The sequence below is a fragment of the Streptomyces siamensis genome (assembly GCF_039543605.1).
Classification (GTDB): domain Bacteria; phylum Actinomycetota; class Actinomycetes; order Streptomycetales; family Streptomycetaceae; genus Streptomyces; species Streptomyces siamensis.
On the sequence record NZ_BAABKB010000045.1, the window covers coordinates 279,179 to 299,570 of the forward strand.

Below are 20,392 nucleotides of genomic sequence, written 5' to 3' on the forward strand. Positions count from 1 at the left end.
TCAGGTGCCGGCTCCGGTGACCGGCTCGGGTCCGGCCGGACGGGTGGCCGGCGCGGCCTCGACGGAAGCATACGGCGGCTGCGGCGGTCGCCAGTCGGCGATGCCGTCGAAGCCCCGCAGCAGGAGCGTGGGCCCGGCCTTGGACAGCGCGGCGAGAGCAGCGTTGCGTACGGCGATGCCGGCGCGGCTGGTCATCATGTCGATCCGTGCCACCTGGACGGCCTTGCGGGCGATGGCGGCGGTGCGTGGCGCCCGGGCCGCGGAGTACGCGGCGAGGTCGGCGGCGTCCGGGCCGGCGTGATGGGCGAGGACGATCGCGTCCTCGACGGCCTGGTTGCCGCCCTGCCCGAGGGTCGGTGGCATCGCGTGCGCGGCGTCGCCGAGGAGAACCGTCCGGCCGCGGTGGAAGGCCGGCAGCGGTTCGGCGATGTGGTGGACGTCGTGACGCAGCACGTGCGCGGGATCGGTGGCGGCGATCAGGGCGGGGATCGGGTGGTGCCAGTCGCCGAACCGGCGCAGGAGCTCCTGCCTCTCGTCGTCGGCGGCGCGCTGCCCGGCGGGGGCGAGAGCGGCGCCGTACGCGTAGATCCTGCCGTCCTTGAGCGGTTGGGTGCCCCAGATGCGGCCCCTCCCCCAGGTCTCGTGGGCGTCGAAGGCCTGCCGCGGTGCCGGGCTCACGATCCGCCAGGTGGTGAAGCCTGAGTAGACGGGCCCGGGATGCGTGGGGAAGAGCACCTGCCGCACACCTGAGTGGATGCCGTCGGCACCCACGACCAGTTCGGCCTCCAGGCCGCCGTCCGCGGTGGCGACCAAGGCGGGGCGTGCGAGGTCGCCCGGGTCGGCGAGCCGCGCCTCGGCGGCCGTCCGGACGGTGTCCTCGGGGAGCCGGGCGACGAGTCGTGCGACGAGCTCGGCACGGTGCACGACCACGAGTGGGCCGCCGAAGCGCTCGGCGAGGGCGGAGGCGCTGGTGCGGGACACCCAGCGCCCCTGCGGGGTACGCATTCCGCCGTCCCCCTGCCAGGCGGCGAGTCCCCTGATCTCGTCCCCCATGCCGATCACGTCGAGCGCGCGGAGGGCGTTGGGTGCCAGGGAGATGCCCGCGCCGACGGTCGTGAGCGAGCGGGAGCGCTCCAGGACGGTGACCTGCCAGCCGCGCAGGCGCAGGGCCAGGGCCGCGGTGAGGCCGCCGATGCCGCCTCCGACGACGACCGCGCGGGGCCGGCCGGGCGGCTCGGCCGTGGCGCCCTTGGTGGCGGCCCGGGCGTCGGTGGGCCGCGCCACGGTTCGTGCCGCTCCTGTCCTTGCCGCCACCGGCCTCGCCGGAACCTCGGGCACCTCGGTCATGGCTCCTCCTGGCCCTCAGGGGTCACCACCCGACTGCGATGACCGCGCACACAGGTCACTACACCTGTAGTTACCCGGCATCTCGACCGTACTACAGATGTAGTGATCCCGATAGATTGGCCCCATGCCCGTACGCAACACCGGCGCCGGTCGCGCCGAACTGATCGCCGACACCGCGCTGGGCCTGCTCGCCGAGCGCGGGATGCGCGGTCTGACCCACCGCGCGGTCGACGAGGCCGCCGGGCTCCCCCAGGGCTCGACCTCGAATCAGGCACGCACCCGGCTGGCCCTGCTGGAGGTCGCCGTACGGCGGCTCGCCGAGCGTGAGGCGCAGGTGCTCACGCCCGACGAGATGCCGGACCCGCGCGGCGGGCCCGATGCGCTGGCCGACGGACTCGCTCTCGCCCTGCACCGCTATCTGACCCGCCATCGCCAACTGCTCGTCGCCCGCTACGAGCTGGCGCTGGAGGCGACCCGGCGCCCCGAGCTGCGGGAGTTCTTCGACGCGGCGGGGCGGCGCTTCCGGGACCCGCTGACCGCGCTGGTCACGGCCGCGGGGTCGAGCTCCCCGGACCGGCACGTGCTGTCCCTGGTCGCCTGGTGCGACGGGATGATGTTCTCGTGCGTGGCCGGCTCGTTCCACGACGCGGTACCGGGGATCGAGGAGCTGCGCGCGAGCTTCCGCGAGCTGTTGCGGGGAATGCTGGCACCCTGATCCCGGGCCGCACGGCGAGCCGTGCGCAGGCGGTCGGTTTTCCGGCGGCCGCGCCCATCGGAGGAACGGAAGGATCACCCATGTGGGGCAACCTGCGCTTGTCCGCTCCCCAAATCGGCCGGGACACAGCAGAGTTGCGCGAGTGCATCGAACGACGACCACCGCAACGCTCCTGGTCGCCGCGGCTGTCACCGCCCTCTCGGGCTGTGTGACCGTCCAGCGGCCGCCCTCCCCCGGCCCGCCGCCCGCGCCGCCCCGGCCCGCCGCGCCACGTCCGGACGGAAAGGGCGAACCGCAGATCGTGCAGGCACCCGCGAAGGAGGCGCTGGAGCTCATCGGGCCGTCCCGGAAGCCTTCGGAGCGTGCCGCGGCACCGCACCGGGCCACTCCTCCGCCGGCCGCCACGACACCGGCGGCCCCGCCGCACCGCGACCGGCCGGCCCCGCAGCCCGCGCCGCACCGGCCCGACACGCACCGCGTCGAGCCGCCCGTCCCGACCGGCCTGCCACGAGGCTCGGACGTGTGCGCCCTGGGCAGGAAGTACGGCGGCTGGAAGGCGGACAGCCCGGAGGCGATCATCTGCAAGAAGGCGTACGGCCCCTGAGTGATTGCGGTCGCTGTCGTGCCCGTCCCGAGACGGGCACGGCGTCACCCGTCCCCGTGGACACCGGCCGAACCGGAGGCCGTGCGCGTCCCAGGGGCACCCCGGAGCGGGGGCGGTAGCTCGCTAGGGGCATTTTCTCGGCGGTCCCAGGGTCTCGCCTCCCGGACCGCCGAGACGGTCGGGGAGGCTGTCCCCGTCCGGGATGCCGTCGTGGGCGAGTCTCGTCTCCAGGCGGGCGATCGCCGCGCGGATCCCGTCGCCGTAGCCGTCGTCGCCGAGGGCGCCGACCGCGCCCCGTGCTCGGCGCAGGTGGCTGCGCGCGACCTCGCCGTGGCCGAGCTTCACATAGTCGGCGGCGAGATTCAGGTGGAGGGACGGGTAGAAGGCGCGGACCGCGAGCGACTGGTGATGCTCCGCGAGGCACCCGTCGCTCAGCTCCTCGGCCGCCGACAACGCGCGCAGGTCCCAGGCGAGTTCGTCCGAGGGGTCGTCCTGGGTGTCGGCCATGTAGTGCGCCAGCGTGCAGCGGTGCAGCGGGTCGCCGTCCTCGCCGATCTCCGCCCACAGGTCCAGGAAGCGGCCGCGAGCCTCCTCGCGGTCCCCGCCGTGGTGCAGCATGACGACCTGTCCGATCCGGGTCATCATGGCGTCCGGCGCCGCCTGCTCCCGTTGCTCCGCCACCGCGTCCTCCAGGCTCGTCACTGTCCCTACGACGCTAGCCGGAGCCACTGTCAATCGGGCTCAGGCGCCCCCGTACGCCGCTGGGCCAGGCCGGTGACGGGCGGAGATGCGGCCCCCGGACGAGACCACGGGGACGGTGACGGCCGGCCCCGGTGACGGGGGCCGACCGCAGGTCCCCGTCAGCCGAGGTCGGGAATCCGCCAGTCGATCGGCTCGTGCCCCTGACGGGCCACCGCCTCGTTGATCTGCGTGAACGGACGCGAGCCGAAGAACTTCTTCGCGGACAGCGGCGAGGGGTGCGCCCCCTTCACCACGACGTGCCGCTCCTCGTCGATCAGCGGGAGCTTCTTCTGCGCGTAGTTGCCCCACAGCACGAAGACGGCCGGGTCGGGCCGGTCGGCCACGGCACGGATCACCGCGTCGGTGAACTTCTCCCAGCCCTTGCCCTTGTGCGAGTTGGCCTCGCCGGAACGCACGGTCAGCACCGCGTTGAGCAGCAGCACTCCCTGCTGGGCCCACGGCATCAGATAGCCGTTGTCGGGGATCGGGGTGCCCAGTTCCTCCTTCATCTCCTTGTAGATGTTCCGGAGGGAGGGCGGGGTCTTCACACCCGGGCGGACCGAGAAGCACAGGCCGTGCCCCTGGCCCTCGCCGTGGTAGGGGTCCTGGCCGAGCACGAGGACCTTCACCCGCTCGTACGGTGTCGCGTCCAGCGCGGCGAAGACCTCCTCACGCGGAGGGTAGACAGGACCCTTGGCGCGCTCCTCCTCGACGAACTCCGTGAGTTCCTTGAAGTAGGGCTGCTGCAGCTCCTCGCCCAGGACGCCGCGCCAGGACTCGGGCAGCATGGCGATATCGGTCACGTCAACTTCCTCCGATGTGCGGTCACTTCCAGACCACAGAACCTACCGCCGCCCACTGACAATCGACTCCGGGCCCCGCTCCCCCGGCCGGCTCCCCCTACCAGCTCGTCTTGCGGTGCAGTTCCCACATCGTCATGATCGTCGACGGGTCCAGGGCCCGCTCACCGCCCGAGATGTCCTCGCTCGCGGCCACGTACTGCTTGCCCTGCCACAGCGGCAGCAGCCGGGCGTCGTCGACGAGGATCTGCTGCGCCTCCTCGAACTCCTTCACCACGGCGGCGCGGTCGCTCTGCCGGCGGGAATCGGGCAGCAGCTGGTTGGTGATCCTCGGCGACGGATAGGGCGTACCGAGCGCGTTCTGCGTGCCGACGAAGGGCGCGATGAAGTTCTCGGCGTCCGGGAAGTCGGGGAACCAGCCACGCCCGAAGACCGGGTACTCGCCCTTGCGGTAGCCCGCCTCGTACGTCTTCCAGGGGCGGCTCTTGAGCGTGATGCTGAACAGCCCGGAGCCGTCGAGCTGGGCCTTCAGCTCCCGGAACTCCGGTGCGGTCTCGGAGCCGTAGCGATCGGTCGTGTACCAGAGGGTCAGCGGCACCCGCTGGGTGATGCCCGCGTCCTTGAGGATCTTCTGCGCCTTGGTCCTGCTGGGGTTCCCGTAGCTGTCGAAGAATCCCGTGGAGTGCCCGATCAGGCCGGCCGGGACCATGGAGTACAGGGGGTCGACGGTGTCCTTGTAGACCTTGTGCGCGATGGCGGGCCGGTCGACGACCTGGGCGATGGCCTTGCGGACGGCGAGCTTCTTCGCCCACGGGTCCTTCGGGTTGAAGACCAGGTAGCTGATCTCGGTGCCCGCGCCCTCGATGAGCTGGATGCCGTGCTGGGAGTCGCGGCTCTGGAGCTGGACGATGTCCGAGGAGGCGAGTCCTCGGTAGGTCACGTCGATCTTCTTGTCCCGCAGGGCCTCGACCATCTGGGACGAGTCCTGGAAGTAGCGGATGGTGACCGAGTCGTTCTTGCGGTCGGCGAACCCGTCGTAGTGGTCGTTCCTGACGAGCTCGGCCTTCTTGCCCTCCTCGTAGGACTGGAGGGTGTACGGCCCGGACCCGAAGACCTTGCCGTCCTTGCGCAGGGCGTCGGCTGGGTAGTCGTCGGGGTCGACGATCGACATGGCGGGCGTGGCCAGCACGAACGGGAAGGTGGCGTCCGACTTCTTGAGGTGGAAGACGACCTCACGGTCACTCAGGGCCTGCACCCGGCCCAGATTCCCGAGTAGGCCCGCGGGACCGCCGGGCACGTCGATGGTCCTGATCCGTTCGATGGAATGCTTGACGGCGTGCGCGTCGAGCGGGTCGCCGTCGGAGAACTTCATGTCCGGACGGAGCTCGCAGCGGTACGTCCGCTTGGAGTCGTCCGTGAACCCGCAGCTCTTCGCGGCGTCGGGCTGGGGCGTCACCGCGCCGTTCGGGTAACTGAGCAGCGTCTGGTAGATGTTGCGGAACAGCTCCCAGGAGCCGTCCCAGGAGGCGGCCGGGTCCAGTGTGCTCGGAGCGCTGGTGGTGCCCACCACGATCGGACCCTTGTCGTCGGACGATCCCGAGGAGAGAACGCCACACCCGGCCACCAGGGTTATGGACGTGATCGCCGCCAGCTGCCGCAGACGTCGGTTCCGGTTGAACACGCGCACACTCCTCGATCTGCCGTACCAAGGGTCGGCAGACCATACCGCAGCGCCCCGCCGGTGGAACATGTTCCCGACAGGGCACTTGATCAGCACGAATGTGACTACGTTGTCAGGCTTCTGTGATGCCGCGGGCGGTCCGGATATCGAACGCGCCGCCTCTCGACAACGTCGGTGTTTTTGTCAACTCCCCACAAAATGCGGAGCGCTGCGGTCCGGCACGGAGCTCACGCTCCGGGTCCACCGGCAGGCCCGGCCCGCCCGGAACGTGCCTCACGAAGGAGCGACGCGGCGCTCCGCGGAACCGACGTCGGGTTCCGCGGAGCGGGGCGTCCACTGCGCCGGGCGTCACTCGACCCCGGCGCCCGGCGTCACTCGACGCCGGCGTTGAGGAAGATGCCGCCGTCGACGACCAGCGTCTGCCCGGTGACCCAGTCCGACTGCTGCGAGGTGAGGAACGCGGCGGCGCCCCCGATGTCGGAGGGCACCCCGAGCCGGCCGAGCGGGTAGGCCGCGGCGGCCTCGGCCTCACGGCCCTCGTACAGGGCGGCGGCGAACTTGGTCTTGACCACGGCGGGCGCGATGGCGTTGACCCGCACCTTGGGCGCGAACTCGTGCGCGAGCTGCACCGTCAGGTTGATCATGGCGGCCTTGCTGACGCCATAGGCACCGATGAACGGCGAGGGGGCGAGGCCGGCGACCGAGGCGATGTTCACGATCGCCCCGCCGTTCTCGCTCTGCCAGGCCTTCCAGGTCTGCTGCGCGAAGCCCAGCGCCGAGATCACGTTGGTCTCGAAGACCTTGCGCGCCACATTGAGGTCGAGCTCGGCCATCGGCCCGAAGACCGGGTTGGTGCCGGCGTTGTTGACCAGGTAGTCGACGCGGCCGAAGGCCTCCATCGTGCGCTCGACGGCGAGGGCCTGGTGCGCCTCGTCGTGGGCCTTTCCGGCGACGCCGATGACGCGGTCGGAACCGAGCGCCTCGACGGCCTCCTTCAGGGCCTCCTCGTTTCGGCCGGTGATGCAGACCCGGTCACCGCGGGCGACCAGGGCCTCCGCGACGCCGTAGCCGATGCCGCGGCTCGCGCCCGTGATCAGCGCGACCTTGCCCGAGAGTTCGGGAAGAGTGGTCATGTCCTTGTCCCCCGGCCTCAGTTGAGCGGTCCGCCGGCCACGTACAGCACCTGGCCGGAGACGAATCCGGCGGCCTCGCCGGTGAAGAAGGCGATGGCGTTGGCGATGTCGTCGGGGTTGCCGACGCGCTGCACGGGGATCTGGGTGGCGGCGGCGGCCTGGAAGTCCTCGAAGCCCATGCCGACACGGGCGGCGGTGGCGGCGGTCATGTCCGTGACGATGAAGCCGGGCGCGACGGCGTTCGCGGTGACGCCGAACTTGCCGAGCTCGATGGCGAGGGTCTTGGTGAAGCCCTGGAGACCGGCCTTGGCGGCGGAGTAGTTGACCTGGCCGCGGTTGCCCAGGGCCGAGGACGAGGAGAGGTTCACGATCCGGCCGAACTTCGCGTCGACCATGTGCTTCTGGCAGGCCTTGGCCATCAGGAAGGCGCCGCGCAGGTGCACGTTCATGACCGTGTCCCAGTCGGTGGCGCTCATCTTGAACAGCAGGTTGTCGCGGAGCACGCCCGCGTTGTTGACGAGGATCGTCGGCGCGCCGAGCTCCTCGGCGATGCGCGCGACGGCGGCCTCGACCTGAGCCTCGTCGGAGACGTCGCAGCCCACCGCGATGGCCTTGCCACCGGCGGCGGTGATCTTCTCCACGGTGTCCTTGCACGCGGCCTCGTCGAGGTCGATCACCGCGACGGCACGGCCCTCGGCGGCCAGTCGTACGGCGGTGGCGGCACCGATGCCGCGCGCGGCACCGGTGACTACGGCGACCCGCTGCTCAGTGGTGGACATTGCTGGTTCTCCTCGCCCTTGGAAAGCCTGTCGGAAAGCCCGTCCCGGCAACCTTGGCATCTTCTCGGCGCCTCGGCGGTGCGGAATGGCCTGCGGCTCACGGTACGCCCCTCGGGTGAGCGACCGCTTAGTACCTTCAGCAGACGTGACGCTAGAAGCCCTGGCACTCGGTGTCAACGGCACACCGCGCGCATGTGATCCATTACCTGACCAGCAGCTGGAGCAACCGTTCCGTCTCGGCCTCCGGATCGGCGGTCAGGCCGGTGTGCACGGGGCCCGGCTGCACGACCGTCGAGCGCGGCGCGATGAGCCAGCGAAAGCGCCGCCCGGCATCGTCCCGTGCCGCCTGACCTGCCGCTTTCCCTCCCGCACAGACACCCTCGACGGCCCGCAGGGCGGCGCGCACGCCCGTCACGTCCGCCTCCGGGTCGAGCGCCCGCAGCTTGGACTCGTCCAGATGCGTCCGAACGGCGACGAAGGACTTGGCACGGCAGTACACCAGCACGCCCGCGTTGAAGCACTCGCCGCGTTCGACCCGCGGCACCACGCGCAGCAGCGCGTACTCGAAGACGTCCCGCTCGCTCACGCGTCCCCCTTGCCGGCCCCGACGGCCTCGATGCCCTTGATCCGCTCATGGATGACGGCGGCCCGTGCCAGAAGCGGCTGCGCATAGGCGTGCCGCAGCGCGTCGGCCGAGTCGAAGCCCGGTTCGTCGGCCAGCCACGCGTCCGGGATCTCGGCGGTCACCTCGGCGAGCAGTTCCTCCGTGACCAGCGGTGCCAGCTCCGCCGCGGCCGAGGCGACATCCGGCCCGAAGGGCGCGAGCGCGTGCTCGGAGACGTCGTACGGCTTGGCCGCGGACGCCTGCGCGCCGGGCCAGTGGTGGTGCCAGATCATGGTGGCGCCGTGGTCGATGAGCCACAGGTCCCCGTGCCACACCAGCATGTTGGGGTTGCGCCAGGAACGGTCCACGTTGTTGACCAGCGCGTCGAACCAGACGATCCGCCCCGCCTCCTCGGCGCTCACGTCGAAGGCGAGCGAGTCGAAGCCGATCGCGCGGGAGAGGAAGTCCATCCCGAGGTTCAGCCCGCCGCTGGACTTCAGCAGCCCCTGGACCTCCTGGTCCGGTTCGCCGAGTCCCATGACCGGGTCGAGGCCGATCGTCACCAGGCCGGGCACCCTGAATCCGAGCCGGCGGGCGAGTTCACCGCAGACGACCTCGGCGACGAGCGTCTTGCGCCCCTGCCCGGCACCGGTGAACTTCATGACGTACGTCCCCAGGTCGTCGGCCTCGACGAGCCCCGGCAACGAGCCGCCCTCACGCAGGGGCGTGATGTAGCGGGTCGCGATGACTTCCTTGAGCATCGCCCCAGGTTACTGGGGTGGACGGAGGGCGAGGACGCGACCCGTGGGTGCTCGCCGCGCCCGGGGCCGAGGGTCCGGCGGTCCGCACCGGCCGGGCCGCCGCCTGTCGGCCCGCTGTCGATCCTGTCGGCCCGCTGTCGATCGGGTCAAGAAGTCGCCAACCCCCTGAACAGGGCACACGCCCGAACCGTACTTGTCTACGGATCACCATCACGTCCGTTGAAGGGAAAGTCGGCATGACCAGCGAATCGCTTCACCCCGTCCCGGCACCGGCCCGGCGCACCGTCGTGGCGGCGGTCGGCGCGGCGGGGCTCGCCGTCGCGCTGACCGCGTGCGGGGACGACAAGAAGTCGTCCGGTTCCAGCGAGGTGAACGGGGGCGGCTCGGGCGGCGGCGACAACGCGGCGGCCGGAAACGCCGGCGGCACGGTGCTCGCCAAGACCAGCGACATCCCGGAGGGCGGCGGCAAGGTCTTCGCGGACCAGGGCGTCGTCGTGACCCAGCCGACGGCGGGCACGTTCAAGGCGTTCTCGTCCAAGTGCACGCACCAGGGCTGTGCCGTGAAGGGCATAGCGAACGGCGTCATCAACTGCCCCTGCCACGGCAGCCAGTTCTCCGCCGCCGACGGCAGCGTGAAGAAGGGGCCCGCGACGACCGCGCTGGCCGCCGCGACCATCACCGTCGAGGGCGACTCCATCAAGCTCTCCTGAGCCCCCTGGGCTTCGGCGGCGGCCTCAGCGGCGCGGACGCCTGAAGCAGGCCAGCACGTCGTCGGTCGTCGCGATGGTGGCGACGAGGGCGAGCGTGTTGCGGATCATCGCGGGGGTGTAGTCGGAGGGCACCCCCGCGATGGCGTCCGCCGGCACGACGGCGGTGTAGCCGAGGTTCACGGCGTCGAACACGGCGTTGGGGATGGCCACATTGGCCGAGACACCGGTCACCACGAGGGTGCGGCAGCCCAGGTTGCGCAGCAACGGGTCCACGTCGGTGCCCGCGAGGGGGGACAGTCCGTGCAGTCGGCGTACGACGAGGTCCTCCTCGGCGACCACGACGGGCGACGCGATGCGGACGGCCGTCGTGCCGGTGAGCTGCTGGACGGGCAGCCGGGCCGCGGCGCGGAAGAGGCGGGCGTTGTGGTTGGCGCCCCGGCCGTCCGGGCGCCGTTCGGCCACGGCGTGGACGACCTGCACTCCGCTCTCGTGGGCCGCGGCCACCAGCCGGGCCACGTTGACGAGCGCTCCCGACGACCGTGCCTCCTTGGCGAGTTCGGGCAGTGCGCTGTCCTGGCCCACGACACCCTGCTGGCACTCGACGGTGAGCAGCACCGTGGTGGCGGGGTCGAGGAGTTCACTGAGCTGTTCGTACGACGGCATGGCTCCCCCTGGTCGTCGAGGTCGGGGCGGGCGAGCGTAACGACCATTGCGTGGGGACGGAAGACGGCCCATGCTTTTCTGACGTGATGTCAGAGGATCTCTGTCGGCAGCGAAGCGGGCCGACGCGGAAGAAGAGGAGACCGCATGGCCGTCACTCAGCGCAGGGGCCGGAAGATCATGATGACCCCCGGCGAACTGGACGAGTTCCTCACCACCGAACGGACCTGCCGGGTCGCGACCGTGTCGAAGGACGGCGCGCCGCATGTCAGCGCCCTCTGGTTCGCCTGGGACGGCACATCGCTGTGGCTGTACTCGGTGGTGCGCAGCAAGCGGTGGGCGGAGCTGCGCCGCGACCCCCGGGTGGCCGTGGTGATCGACTCCGGCGAGCAGTACGGGGAGCTGCGCGGGGTCGAACTGTCCGGCACGGTGGAGTTCGTCGGCGAGATACCTCGCGTCGGGGACCTGTGCGCCGAACTCGACGTCCCGGAGACGCTGTTCGCCCGCAAGAACTTCGGCCTGGCGGAGATGCCGCACGACGGGAGGCACGCGTGGATGCGGCTGACTCCGGAGGCCGTCGCCTCCTGGGACTTCCGCAAACTCCCCTTGCTCTAGAGGGCGTCGACCGGCCGACGGCGCCGAACGGGCCGCTCGCTCCAGGGTTCTCGGGGCGCCCACCGGGGAGCGGCGACCGTCTCAGGGGCCCGGGTCGCCCGCCCGCGCGGGGCGCCCCGGCCCGTCGCCCCAGGGCCCTCGCTCCGTCGCCCAGAAGTGACGCCTCGGCGCGGCGGGCGGGCCACGGCGCCGCCCCCGAGGCTCACTTGACGGCCTCCCCCGCTCCGCGCAGTGCGCGGACCGCCGCCCTGATCGACGGCCGGCGGTCGGCGTCGGCCCGCCACACGACGTACACATGCCGGCGTACACGCTGCCGCACGGGCACCGTGACCACGCCCTCGGGCATCGGGTGCCGCCCGAGGAGCGGCGCCACACAGACGCCGAGCCCCGCGGCGACCATGGCCAGCTGCGTGTGCGTCTCGGCCGCGCGATGGACGATGTGCGGCTCGACGCCCTTGGAGCGGAGCGTGAACATCAGCCACTCGTGACAGAACTCGCCTTCGTTCCACGTGATCCACTCGTCCTCGGCGAAGTCGGCGAGGTCCACCTCCGCGCGGTCCGCGAGCCGGTGCCCGACCGGCATCGCCACGTCGGCGGGGTCGTCCAGGATCGATGCCTTGACGAGGCCGTCCGGCAGCGGCATCGGCTTGTTGTACCAGTCGAGCACGACGGCCAGATCGAGGTCGCCGCGGATCACTCCGGCCACCCCGGCCTCCGGCTCCAGCTCGCAGGAGCGCACCCGGAGCCCCGGGTGGTCCGCACGGAGCGTGGCGAGCACGGCCGGGAACAGCCCGCGTGCGGCGGTGGGGAACGCCGAGAGCCGCAGCTCGCCCACGACCTGACCGCGCTGCGCCTCCAGGTCCGACTGCGCCAGCTCCACCTGGGACAGGATGCGCGCGGCGTGATCGGCGAGCAGCCGGCCGGCGTCGGTGAGGCGGATTCCGCGGCCGTTCTTCGCGAGCAGTTGCTGCCCCACCTCGCGCTCCAGCTTCGACATCTGCTGGGATACGGCCGACGTCGTGACGTGCAGCCCCTCGGCCGCTCCGCTCACCGAGCCGTGCCGGGCGAGGGCGTCCAGGGTGCGAAGGCGCTCCAGGTTCAACATGTAAGCAATGCTACGAGATACCGCTCCGAAAATCTCGCTTGTGCTAAGAGATCGTCGTACCCCATGGTGGTGTGCATGAGCACCGTCACCAGCGCCCGCGCCCTCTCCCCCGCCCCGGCCGGGCCCCGTCGCCGCGCCGCCCTCGACTGGCGGGTGCGCTTCGGCGTTCTCGCCCTGATCTGGGGCTTCAGCTTCCTGTTGATCAAGGTGGGCACGGAGGGGTACGCGCCGTTCCAGGTCACCTTCGGACGGCTGCTGTTCGGCACGGCGGTGCTCGCCGCGGCGATGACGGTGAAGCGCGAGCGGCTGCCGCGCGGGGTGCGGACCTGGGGGCACCTGACGGTCGCGGCCCTCCTGCTGAACGCGCTGCCGTTCTCGCTCTTCGCCTACGCGGAGCTGACCGTCCCGTCCACGCTCGCGGGCATCTGCAACGCGACCTCGCCGCTGTGGGGCATGGCCCTGTCGCTGGTCGCCCTCTCGGAGGACCGGCCGACTCGGAGCAGGGTGGCCGGGCTCGGTATCGGCTTCATCGGCGTCCTGACGGTCCTCGGCGTCTGGCAGGGCTTCCACGGCCTGGACGCCACGGGCACGGCGATGGCCCTGCTGGCCTCCCTGAGCTATCCGGTCGGATGGATCTACGTCCGTCGCACGCTGGCCGGCACCGGCCACTCCCACCTGTCGATGACAGGCGCCCAGCTCCTCCTGGCGACCGCCCAACTGGCCGTCGTGACGCCGCTGTTCACCACCCTCCCGAGCCACTTCCCGGTCGTCCCGCTGCTCGCCGTCGTCACCCTGGGAGCCCTCGGCACGGGCCTGGCCATGCTCATCCAGTACGGCATCGTCGCCGAGGTCGGCCCGACGACCGCGCAGATGGTCACCTACTTCATCCCGGTGATAGCCACCGCGGCGGGCGTCGCGATCCTCGGCGAATCGCTGTCCTGGTCGACCCCGGTCGGCGCCGTGGTCGTCCTCGCGGGCGCGGCGCTCACCCAGGCCAGGCCGCGCCCCTGATCGGCCTGCGGTGCCGCCGGCACCGGCCGGGGCGTCCGCGGCCCCGGCCGACATCGCGTCACACGTAGCGGCGGGCCGGTGCGGGGCCGACCGCGGACGCGACCGCATCGGCGAGCGGTTCCATGTCGTCCGGCGTCAGCGTCGACACGGTGATCCGGATGCCGGGCGGCGCGCTCATCCGGAAGCGCGCGCCGGGTGCGACCGCCCAGCCGGCGTGCAGCAGCCGCGCGACCGCCCCGGTCTCGTCCGGCACGGGGATCCACACGTTCATCCCGCTGCGCCCGTACGCCTCCACGCCGCGTTCACCGAGGGCGTCGATCAGCGCGTCCCGCCGCCGCCCGTACTCCGCCGCCACAGCCGCCGCGTCCACGGCGCCGGAGGTCCACAGATGGACGACGGCCTTCTGGAGCAGGCGGCTCACCCAGCCCGGCCCGAGCCGCTGGCGCCCGTGCACCCGGTCGACGGTGACGGGGTCGCCGGTGAGGACCGCGAGGCGCAGGTCCGGGCCGTACGCCTTGGCGACGGAACGGACGAAGGCCCAGCTGTGCGTCACGCCCGCGAGGGGACGGAGCGGCTGGTCCACGATGCGGTGCCCGTGGTCGTCCTCGATGAGCAGGGTCTGCGGATGCTCCTGCAGAACGGCGCGCAGGGCACCCGCCCGCGTGGCGGTCACCACCGCTCCGGTGGGGTTCTGCGCCCGGTCCGTGACGATCAGGGCCCGCGCGCCGGCCTCCAGGGCACGGCGCACGTCGTCGGGAAGCGGCCCCTCGTCGTCGACGCCGACGCCGACCGTGCGCAGTCCGAGCGCCGGGGCGAGGTCGAGCAGGCTGCCCCAGCCGGGATCCTCGACGGCCACGGTGTCCCCGGGCCTGAGATGAGCCGTCAGTACACGCTCGATGGCGTCGAGCGATCCGGAGGTGACGACGACGGGCCCGCCGGGGACGCCGTCCTCGTCCAGGTCGGCGCGGGCGATCCGCTCCAGCTCCGGTTCGACGGCGGCCTCCCCGTATCTCACGGGCTCACGGTCCGTCCGCCCGGCCGCCACGGCGAACGCCTCGGCGAGACCGGGCAGCAGTGCGGGGTCGGGGTTGCCGTCCGCCAGATCCCGTACGCCGTCCGGCACCTCGACACGGATGTGCTCACGCCCCGTGGTGGCGGGCTTGGTCCGGACCCTGCTGCCGCGGCGGCCCGCGGTCTCGATGACCCCGCGTTCACGCAGCGTCCGATAGGCGGCCGCGACGGTGTTCGGGTTCACTCCGAGCCGCTCCGCCAACTCCCGCATCGGCGGCAGCAGTTGACCGGGTTCGAGGTCTCCGGAGCCGACCGCGCTCTCGACGTCGGCGGCAATCTCGGCTGCACGACGCCCTGTGATCCGATACTCTCCTAGCACAAATAAAAGTATGCACTAGTGCAATGGAGTACGCAATGTCGGAGACGAGCACCCAGCCAGGGACGCCGCGGGCCACCGCCTACACCCCGACCGACCGCACCGTCCCCACCCGCTCCAAGGAACGCGCGGCGTACGACCGCGAGCTCGTGCACGCGATACTCGACGAGGGGTACGTCTGCCATCTCGGCTTCGTGCGCGACGGCGCCCCCGTCGTCCTGCCCACGCTCTACGGCCGTGTCAGCGACCGTCTCTACGTGCACGGCTCGACGGGATCGCGCCCGCTGCGCATGACGGGCCAGGCCGACCCGGGCCTGCCGGTCTGCCTGACGGTCACCCATGTCGACGGGCTGGTCCTGGCCCGCTCGGCCTTCCACCACTCGATCAACTACCGCTCGGTGGTGGTGCACGGCATCGCCCACCAGGTGACCGACCCGGACGAGAAGCGTGCGGCTCTGGACGCCCTGGTGGACCACGTCGTCCCCGGTCGCTCGCTCGACTCGCGCCCGGCCAACGGCAAGGAACTCGCGGCCACCGCCGTGATCCGGCTCGACCTCGACGAGGTGTCCGCGAAGCTGCGCACCGGCGGCCCGAACGACGAGCCCGAGGACCTCGCGCTTCCGCACTGGACCGGAGTCCTGCCACTGGCCAAGGGGTTCGACGCCCCGGTACCGGCCGACGACCTGGCTCCCGGCATCGGCCTTCCGGACTACCTCGCCGCCTTGTGAGACCGCCGGGGCTCACCGCCCACGGGCGGTGACGGGTGCGAGCCCGCGGGGCCCGCACCCGTCACCGCGGAGGAACGCCGGTCCTCGATCGGACGAGGCCCGACGAGCGCCGGCCCCTCATCGGGCGCCGTGCGGCGTCAGGCCGTCGGCCCGCTGTCGACGGCACCGGCGCCGGACACGGCCGGGGTGGCATCGGCGCCGGCCGCGGCCGTGACCGCCCCGTCGTCGGACCCGGCCACGACGGAGGCCGGGCACGCCACGGCATCGGCCGTGGCCTCGTGGGCCCCCGCGGCGACACGTCGGTCGTCGGACCCGGCGGCGACAGGCCCGTCGTCGGACCTGCGCCGGTCGGTCGCCACGGCGCGCGTCTCCGCGACCGCGAGGCCGGTAACCGACCCGAGCATCAGCAAGGTGCCCACCAGCGTCGCCGCCGTGAGCCGCTCGCCGAGCAGCCCGACCGCGAGCACCGCCGCGCTCACCGGCTCCAGCAGCATGATCACGGAAACGGTCGCCGAACGGACCACGGCCGCGCCCGCGAAGAACAGGGCGTAGGCCAGCGCCGTGGGGATGGCCGCGATGTATCCCAGCAGCGCCAGTACGTGCACCGGCTGGGCGGTGTGCGGGACCAGTCCCTCGGCCAGTCCGAGCGGCAGCAGGCAGGCCGCGGTGACGGCGAACGTCCACACCGTCGTACCGCCTCCGTCGGCGCGGCCGTCGCGCCCCCACCACCGGGTGAGCAGCGTCATCACGGAGTACCCGGCCGCGGACAGCACCGCCAGCGCGACACCCCAGGGGCGCACCGTCGCGCCCCCGCCGCCCAGCACCAGCACCCCGAGTCCGGTGAGCGCCCCGGCGACGGCGGCGATCCCGCCGCGTCCGAGCCGCTCCCCCATGGTCAGGCGCGCGCCGAGCGCGATGAGTACCGGCCCGGCCCCCAGGGTGACGACGGTCGCCACGGCGAGGCCGGTCGCCTCGACGGCGGCGAAGTAGGCGGTCTGGAAGACGGCGAGCCCCAGGCCGGTGGTCCCGATGCGCAGGGCCTTGCTGCGCAGCGGCTCCCGCACGGCGGGCCGGACCCGTCGGCGGGACCGCACGCGCGCGCCGAGCAGCAGTACGAGCCCGCCCGCGCAGCGCCAGAAGGAGAGGGCGATCGGCCCCATGTCACTGGCCCGGTAGACCAGTGACGCGGCCGCGCCCGCGGTGCCCCAGGCGGCACCGGCGACGATCAGATAGAGGAGGCCTCGCCCGATGGGCAGGCCGGAAGCAGTGTGCGACACGTGTTCTCTCCGCAGATTCGCAGAAGTTCGGGAAGGGACCACGTCGTCGCCGGCGCACGGGACACCGGGCGCGGGCGCGCGTCACGGAGCACAGGGCTCGGGGACGCGCGACACGGCGCACGGGACACGGGGCACGGGGCTCAGCACGAAACTCGGGACACGAGACTCATCGGAGGGCTCGGGACGCGAGGCTCGGAGCGCCGGCTCACGAGGGGTCCTCGGACTTCTTCCGCGGGCAGCACCGTCCCACCCGGCACGTGGCCGGGTGTGGATCCGGAAGGGCCCGCCTCAGGCGGCCGGGGGCGGGAGAACGAGCGTCAAAGGCATGACCTGCACTTTAGGCGACCATTCCCGGAGTGGACAACTCCCTTTCGGCGTCGCTCCCGCCACTGGCGACCGGCCCGTCCGAGGGCTTCGCGGGCGCCGACGACTGCGCGATGAACGCACCCAGCAGCACCACCGCACCGCCGACGATCTGCGGCGCCGAGAGGTGCTCCCCCAACAGGACCCAGGCCAGGACGGTCGCGATCACCGCTTCGAGGCAGGCGACGACGCCCGCGACCTGCGGGGAGAGCCTGCGCACGGAGAGCACTCCGGTGACGTACGCGACGACGGTCGCGATCAGCACGATCCAGCCGAGGAGCAGGGCGGCGAGCACGGAGGTCCCGTTCATGTCGGCGCTGCCGCCGAGCACGGACCACTCCATCGTCCACGGACGCGCGACGACGGTCAGTACGAGGGTGCCGACGAGAAGGCCGTAGGCGATCACGCCGAGCGGGTCCGGCGCCTCGTCGCCGGCGTCGCTCCCCTGGTCGGACAGGACGAAGTAGCCGACCTGGCAGCAGGCGGCCCCCAATGCGAGCAGCAGTCCGAAGGCGTCGAAGCTCAGCCCCGACCAGACCTCGACCACGCAGGCGAGTCCGCCGACTGCGAGCACCACTCCGAGGGCCGCGGCCCGCGTGACGGGACGACGCTGCACGAAGCGGACCCAGCCGAGCACGAGCGCGGGCGCCAGGTACTCGACGAGCAGTGCGACGCCGACCGGGATGCGGGAGATCGCCGCGAAGTAGCAGGCCTGCACACCGGCCACACCGAGCAGTCCGAAACCGGCGAGCAGCGCCGGGCGGCTCCGCAGCAGCGACCGGTGGCGCACCGCCACCGGCAGCATCACCAGCGCGGCGCCCGCGACCCGCAGCCACACCACATGGAGCGGGTCGAGACCCGCTTCGATCAGCGGCTTGGCCGCGACACCCGATCCGCCGAAGGCGACCGCCGACACGAGCGCGAGGCCGAGGCCGACGCTCTTCACACGGTTGCCCTGACTGCCCTGAGACGTATGCACCGCCACATGATGACAGGCGATGACATGAGCGTCACCCCCGTTGACACCTGTCTCAACGGCTGGACTCCGGCCTGGTCCGCGGGAGGCTGCGGGCACCAGCCCGGCGGCCGCCGCGGACGCGGGGTCGGCCGCACGGCCGACCGCTCCGGTTCAGCGCCCGCCGTCGACCCGGCCCACCCGTCCCTTGCAGGCGGCCTCGACACGCTCCAGCAGTGCGGGGGTGTCGACGCCCGCGCGTCCGAGGACCTCGACGGCCCGCGACTGGGGGTCGGCGACGAGCGCCGCGAGCAGGTCGAGACCGCGGGCCTGTTCGTCGCCGCGCAGCACGGCACGCTCGTACGCCAGCTCCATGGCCCCGGCCGCCACCGGGGACCAGCCCGCCTCGGCGACGACCGGTACGGCACCGGAGTCCTCGACGGAGCTCTGCCAGCGCAGCCCGTAACCGATGCTGCGCTGCACCAGGTAGCCGAGGAGCCGGGCGACCTGACCGGCGCCCTCGAAGGCGGCGCGCACCTCGGGATCGGACTCCAGCAGCGAGTGCAGCAGACGCGCGGTGTCGATCTGCCGGTCCCCGTCCCGCAGCGCCCGCCTGCGCGCACCCGAGACCACCGAGGCCAGCTCGGCACTGAGCCCGCCATCGAGTTCTGTTCGGTTCGGGCCGCTCTCGGCGGCGGACTGCTGGGGAATACGGGATGGCACAACCCCTACCCCATCAGCCTCCCGGAGCCGGGACATCCTCGGCGGGCAGCATCTTCGCGTCCGACACAGGTTGGGCATCCATGGGGATGTTCTCCTCCTTGCGGATGACTTCGGACCGATTTCCCCCTGGGGCGCGCGCCGCCTTGCGTTGCGCCCCCGCCCGCGGCCGCGCCGCCTCGACGTTCCCCTCGAAGCACGGCGAGCGAGCCGGCCCTGCCCGGGACGGACGGGCCACCCTCCACAATTTCTGACAGTTCATCAGTATTGAATGTTCCGGGGCCTGCGGCTACGTTCCGCGACACCGTAGCTGCGCCGGGCGCAGCGCCCGACACGAAGGGGTGGTCGCATGGCCGAAGTCAGCGCGGAAGCACGCATCGAGGCGCCCGCCGAGAAGATCTGGGCCCAGCTCACGGACTGGCCCGCGTACGGCGAGTGGAACGCGACCCACACCAGCTTCCCCAAGGGCGGACCCGAGACCCTCGAAGTGGGCGGCACCTTCGAGGAGAACATGAAGCTCATGGGCTTCCCCGCCGAGGTCACCTGGACCATCGACGCACTGGAGCCGGGACACCTCCTGGCGATCCGCGGCAAGGGCCCGATGGCCGTGAACGTCGCGACGCGCTACACACTCACCCCCGACGGCGGGTCGACGACGGTGCGGATCGACGGGGAGTTCACCGGTGCCGCGGTCTCGCTCATGGCGGGCAAGCTCAAGGACTCGGCGACGGCCGCGCTGAACGAGTCGCTGCGCAAGCTCGGCGGCCTGGTCGCCTGAACCCCCGGGCGGCCCGGCTCACTCGGGGACGGCACGCAAGGAAGGGCCCCGCGGAATGTGGCCTCCAGGCGCGAGCAGACGCGGACGGCGACCCGCGGAGTCGCGCCCCGGGGCCCGGGCAGACACGGACGGCGCCCCGCGGAATCGCTTCCGCGGGGCGCCGTCCATTGCCACAGCGTGCCGTCAGTCCTCGTCGGCGAGGATCAGGTACAGCTTCTTGCGGGCTTCGTTGATGACCACCAGCGCCTTGTCGCGCTGCTCCTTGCTGCCGGTCTTCCAGACCTGGCCGAAGGCCTCCATGAGGCCGAAGCCGGCCTGCCGGATCTCGTGCAGCGTCTCCCAGTCGACCCCGCGCCCGGCCTCTTCCCACGGCGCGTCGGGTCCCTCGTCCGCCGCGGCGCGGCCGGACTCGGTGAGCGAGAACAGCTTCTTGCCGCCCTCGGCCGCACTGATGATCAGCCCCTCGTCCTCCAGCAGCTGGAGGGTCGGGTAGACCGAACCGGGGCTGGGCTTCCACGCCCCGCCGCTGCGCTCGGCGATCTCCTGGATCATCTCGTAACCATGCATGGGCCGGTCCTTGAGCAGAGCCAGGATCGACGCGCGTACGTCGCCGCGCCGCGCCCTGCCGCGCGGTCCACCCCGACCGCCGCGCCCGCCCCAGGGACCCGGGCCGAAGCCCGGTCCACCGAAGCCGGGGCCACCAGGACCGCCGGGACCACCCGGCCCGAAGGGCCCGAAGGCCCTGCGCCGCCCCTCGAAGCCGCCCCGACCCCGATGGCCGGGGCCGCCGTGGTGTCCATGTCCGTGTTCGTATCCGAAGTCGTCTTCACGGGAACGCATCGCCATCACTCCATTCCATCGTTGATCGATCGCGATGCCTCAACGATATATCGGAATAGTTCGGCTGGCAATCCTCCG

At 72.1% G+C, this 20,392-nt stretch carries 21 protein-coding genes and 1 pseudogene; 7 read left to right on the plus strand and 15 right to left on the minus strand.

Going from position 1 to position 20,392, the window contains the following annotated elements:
• A complete protein-coding gene (locus tag ABEB03_RS41410; RefSeq protein WP_345658212.1) occupies window positions 1–1,347 on the minus strand; it encodes an FAD-dependent monooxygenase in 1,347 nt (448 codons plus the stop codon).
• Between the two features lie 124 nt (window positions 1,348–1,471).
• Between ABEB03_RS41410 and ABEB03_RS41415 the strand changes: the two genes are divergently transcribed.
• Together ABEB03_RS41415 and ABEB03_RS41420 are read left to right on the plus strand one after the other, a co-directional pair.
• Window positions 1,472–2,062 (plus strand): TetR/AcrR family transcriptional regulator, encoded by a 591-nt coding sequence (locus ABEB03_RS41415; protein WP_345658213.1) that lies wholly within the window; start codon window positions 1,472–1,474, stop codon window positions 2,060–2,062.
• 142 nt (window positions 2,063–2,204) lie between these two features.
• Complete coding sequence (locus ABEB03_RS41420) at window positions 2,205–2,666, plus strand: hypothetical protein (RefSeq protein WP_345658214.1); 462 nt, start codon at window positions 2,205–2,207, stop codon at window positions 2,664–2,666.
• A gap of 123 nt (window positions 2,667–2,789) precedes the next feature.
• Here the strand turns inward: ABEB03_RS41420 and ABEB03_RS41425 are convergent, their stop codons facing one another.
• The 7 genes from ABEB03_RS41425 to ABEB03_RS41455 form a co-directional block, all read right to left on the minus strand.
• The gene (locus tag ABEB03_RS41425) at window positions 2,790–3,347 is read right to left on the minus strand and encodes a hypothetical protein (protein WP_345658253.1); all 558 of its coding nucleotides are present in this window, start codon (window positions 3,345–3,347) and stop codon (window positions 2,790–2,792) included.
• A 179-nt stretch (window positions 3,348–3,526) separates the two neighbouring features.
• Window positions 3,527–4,210 (minus strand): uracil-DNA glycosylase, encoded by a 684-nt coding sequence (locus tag ABEB03_RS41430; RefSeq protein WP_345658215.1) that lies wholly within the window; start codon window positions 4,208–4,210, stop codon window positions 3,527–3,529.
• A gap of 97 nt (window positions 4,211–4,307) precedes the next feature.
• Entirely contained in the window at window positions 4,308–5,888 is a 1,581-nt protein-coding gene (locus ABEB03_RS41435) for an ABC transporter substrate-binding protein (protein WP_345658217.1), read from the minus strand.
• A 371-nt stretch (window positions 5,889–6,259) separates the two neighbouring features.
• Entirely contained in the window at window positions 6,260–7,021 is a 762-nt protein-coding gene (locus tag ABEB03_RS41440) for an SDR family oxidoreductase (protein WP_095932886.1), read from the minus strand.
• Between the two features lie 17 nt (window positions 7,022–7,038).
• Window positions 7,039–7,800: a 3-oxoacyl-ACP reductase FabG gene (gene fabG, locus ABEB03_RS41445; protein ID WP_028800483.1), complete on the minus strand. Its 762-nt coding sequence runs from the start codon at window positions 7,798–7,800 to the stop codon at window positions 7,039–7,041.
• A gap of 202 nt (window positions 7,801–8,002) precedes the next feature.
• Complete coding sequence (locus tag ABEB03_RS41450) at window positions 8,003–8,386, minus strand: DUF3037 domain-containing protein (protein ID WP_345658218.1); 384 nt, start codon at window positions 8,384–8,386, stop codon at window positions 8,003–8,005.
• Window positions 8,383–9,165 carry a HipA family kinase gene (locus tag ABEB03_RS41455; RefSeq protein WP_345658219.1) on the minus strand — a complete coding sequence of 261 codons (783 nt, stop codon included), beginning with the start codon at window positions 9,163–9,165 and terminating at the stop codon, window positions 8,383–8,385. The genes ABEB03_RS41450 and ABEB03_RS41455 overlap by 4 nt, the downstream gene beginning before the upstream one ends.
• A 236-nt stretch (window positions 9,166–9,401) precedes the next feature.
• On the opposite strand from ABEB03_RS41455, the gene ABEB03_RS41460 reads away from it, so the two are divergent.
• Window positions 9,402–9,875 (plus strand): Rieske (2Fe-2S) protein, encoded by a 474-nt coding sequence (locus ABEB03_RS41460; protein WP_345658220.1) that lies wholly within the window; start codon window positions 9,402–9,404, stop codon window positions 9,873–9,875.
• 24 nt (window positions 9,876–9,899) lie between these two features.
• Here the strand turns inward: ABEB03_RS41460 and ABEB03_RS41465 are convergent, their stop codons facing one another.
• On the minus strand, window positions 9,900–10,538 hold the full coding sequence (locus tag ABEB03_RS41465) for a cysteine hydrolase family protein (protein ID WP_345658221.1): 639 nt from the start codon (window positions 10,536–10,538) through the stop codon (window positions 9,900–9,902).
• A 144-nt stretch (window positions 10,539–10,682) separates the two neighbouring features.
• Here ABEB03_RS41465 and ABEB03_RS41470 point away from each other — a divergent pair, with 144 nt between their 5' ends.
• Window positions 10,683–11,150 (plus strand): pyridoxamine 5'-phosphate oxidase family protein, encoded by a 468-nt coding sequence (locus tag ABEB03_RS41470; protein ID WP_345658222.1) that lies wholly within the window; start codon window positions 10,683–10,685, stop codon window positions 11,148–11,150.
• 202 nt (window positions 11,151–11,352) lie between these two features.
• Here the strand turns inward: ABEB03_RS41470 and ABEB03_RS41475 are convergent, their stop codons facing one another.
• The gene (locus ABEB03_RS41475; protein WP_345658223.1) at window positions 11,353–12,255 is read right to left on the minus strand and encodes a LysR family transcriptional regulator; all 903 of its coding nucleotides are present in this window, start codon (window positions 12,253–12,255) and stop codon (window positions 11,353–11,355) included.
• A gap of 75 nt (window positions 12,256–12,330) precedes the next feature.
• On the opposite strand from ABEB03_RS41475, the gene ABEB03_RS41480 reads away from it, so the two are divergent.
• Window positions 12,331–13,266, plus strand: coding sequence for a DMT family transporter (locus ABEB03_RS41480; protein WP_345658224.1), 936 nt, complete (start codon window positions 12,331–12,333; stop codon window positions 13,264–13,266).
• Between the two features lie 58 nt (window positions 13,267–13,324).
• Here ABEB03_RS41480 and ABEB03_RS41485 read toward each other — a convergent pair whose 3' ends face one another.
• Window positions 13,325–14,656 carry an aminotransferase class I/II-fold pyridoxal phosphate-dependent enzyme gene (locus ABEB03_RS41485; protein ID WP_345658226.1) on the minus strand — a complete coding sequence of 444 codons (1,332 nt, stop codon included), beginning with the start codon at window positions 14,654–14,656 and terminating at the stop codon, window positions 13,325–13,327.
• A gap of 35 nt (window positions 14,657–14,691) precedes the next feature.
• Here ABEB03_RS41485 and ABEB03_RS41490 point away from each other — a divergent pair, with 35 nt between their 5' ends.
• Complete coding sequence (locus ABEB03_RS41490) at window positions 14,692–15,381, plus strand: pyridoxamine 5'-phosphate oxidase family protein (RefSeq protein WP_345658227.1); 690 nt, start codon at window positions 14,692–14,694, stop codon at window positions 15,379–15,381.
• Window positions 15,382–15,731: 350 nt separating this feature from the next.
• Here the strand turns inward: ABEB03_RS41490 and ABEB03_RS41495 are convergent.
• The 3 genes and pseudogenes from ABEB03_RS41495 to ABEB03_RS41505 form a co-directional block, all read right to left on the minus strand.
• Window positions 15,732–16,658, minus strand: a pseudogene (locus ABEB03_RS41495) (DMT family transporter); the annotation flags it as partial.
• Between the two features lie 337 nt (window positions 16,659–16,995).
• A complete protein-coding gene (locus ABEB03_RS41500; protein ID WP_345658228.1) occupies window positions 16,996–18,006 on the minus strand; it encodes an EamA family transporter in 1,011 nt (336 codons plus the stop codon).
• A gap of 144 nt (window positions 18,007–18,150) precedes the next feature.
• Complete coding sequence (locus ABEB03_RS41505; RefSeq protein ID WP_345658229.1) at window positions 18,151–18,699, minus strand: Clp protease N-terminal domain-containing protein; 549 nt, start codon at window positions 18,697–18,699, stop codon at window positions 18,151–18,153.
• Window positions 18,700–19,045: 346 nt separating this feature from the next.
• Between ABEB03_RS41505 and ABEB03_RS41510 the strand changes: the two genes are divergently transcribed.
• The gene (locus ABEB03_RS41510) at window positions 19,046–19,474 is read left to right on the plus strand and encodes a type II toxin-antitoxin system Rv0910 family toxin (RefSeq protein WP_345658230.1); all 429 of its coding nucleotides are present in this window, start codon (window positions 19,046–19,048) and stop codon (window positions 19,472–19,474) included.
• 183 nt (window positions 19,475–19,657) lie between these two features.
• On the opposite strand, the gene ABEB03_RS41515 is transcribed toward ABEB03_RS41510, so the two are convergent.
• Window positions 19,658–20,314, minus strand: a complete 657-nt coding sequence (locus tag ABEB03_RS41515) for a PadR family transcriptional regulator (RefSeq protein WP_345658231.1) — start codon at window positions 20,312–20,314, stop codon at window positions 19,658–19,660.
• Window positions 20,315–20,392: the final 78 nt, after the last annotated feature.

What these genes read in the sequence shown, in the direction of transcription:
- ABEB03_RS41470 (WP_345658222.1), top strand. Translation starts at nt 10,683, where the DNA reads ATGGCCGTCACTCAGCGCAGGGGCCGGAAGATCATGATGACCCCCGGC.
- ABEB03_RS41465 (WP_345658221.1), bottom strand. Translation starts at nt 10,538, where the DNA reads ATGCCGTCGTACGAACAGCTCAGTGAACTCCTCGACCCCGCCACCACG.
- ABEB03_RS41480 (WP_345658224.1), top strand. Translation starts at nt 12,331, where the DNA reads ATGAGCACCGTCACCAGCGCCCGCGCCCTCTCCCCCGCCCCGGCCGGG.
- ABEB03_RS41475 (WP_345658223.1), bottom strand. Translation starts at nt 12,255, where the DNA reads ATGTTGAACCTGGAGCGCCTTCGCACCCTGGACGCCCTCGCCCGGCAC.
- ABEB03_RS41410 (WP_345658212.1), bottom strand. Translation starts at nt 1,347, where the DNA reads ATGACCGAGGTGCCCGAGGTTCCGGCGAGGCCGGTGGCGGCAAGGACA.
- ABEB03_RS41460 (WP_345658220.1), top strand. Translation starts at nt 9,402, where the DNA reads ATGACCAGCGAATCGCTTCACCCCGTCCCGGCACCGGCCCGGCGCACC.
- fabG (WP_028800483.1), bottom strand. Translation starts at nt 7,800, where the DNA reads ATGTCCACCACTGAGCAGCGGGTCGCCGTAGTCACCGGTGCCGCGCGC.
- ABEB03_RS41490 (WP_345658227.1), top strand. Translation starts at nt 14,692, where the DNA reads ATGTCGGAGACGAGCACCCAGCCAGGGACGCCGCGGGCCACCGCCTAC.
- ABEB03_RS41440 (WP_095932886.1), bottom strand. Translation starts at nt 7,021, where the DNA reads ATGACCACTCTTCCCGAACTCTCGGGCAAGGTCGCGCTGATCACGGGC.
- ABEB03_RS41455 (WP_345658219.1), bottom strand. Translation starts at nt 9,165, where the DNA reads ATGCTCAAGGAAGTCATCGCGACCCGCTACATCACGCCCCTGCGTGAG.
- ABEB03_RS41415 (WP_345658213.1), top strand. Translation starts at nt 1,472, where the DNA reads ATGCCCGTACGCAACACCGGCGCCGGTCGCGCCGAACTGATCGCCGAC.
- ABEB03_RS41515 (WP_345658231.1), bottom strand. Translation starts at nt 20,314, where the DNA reads ATGCGTTCCCGTGAAGACGACTTCGGATACGAACACGGACATGGACAC.
- ABEB03_RS41510 (WP_345658230.1), top strand. Translation starts at nt 19,046, where the DNA reads ATGGCCGAAGTCAGCGCGGAAGCACGCATCGAGGCGCCCGCCGAGAAG.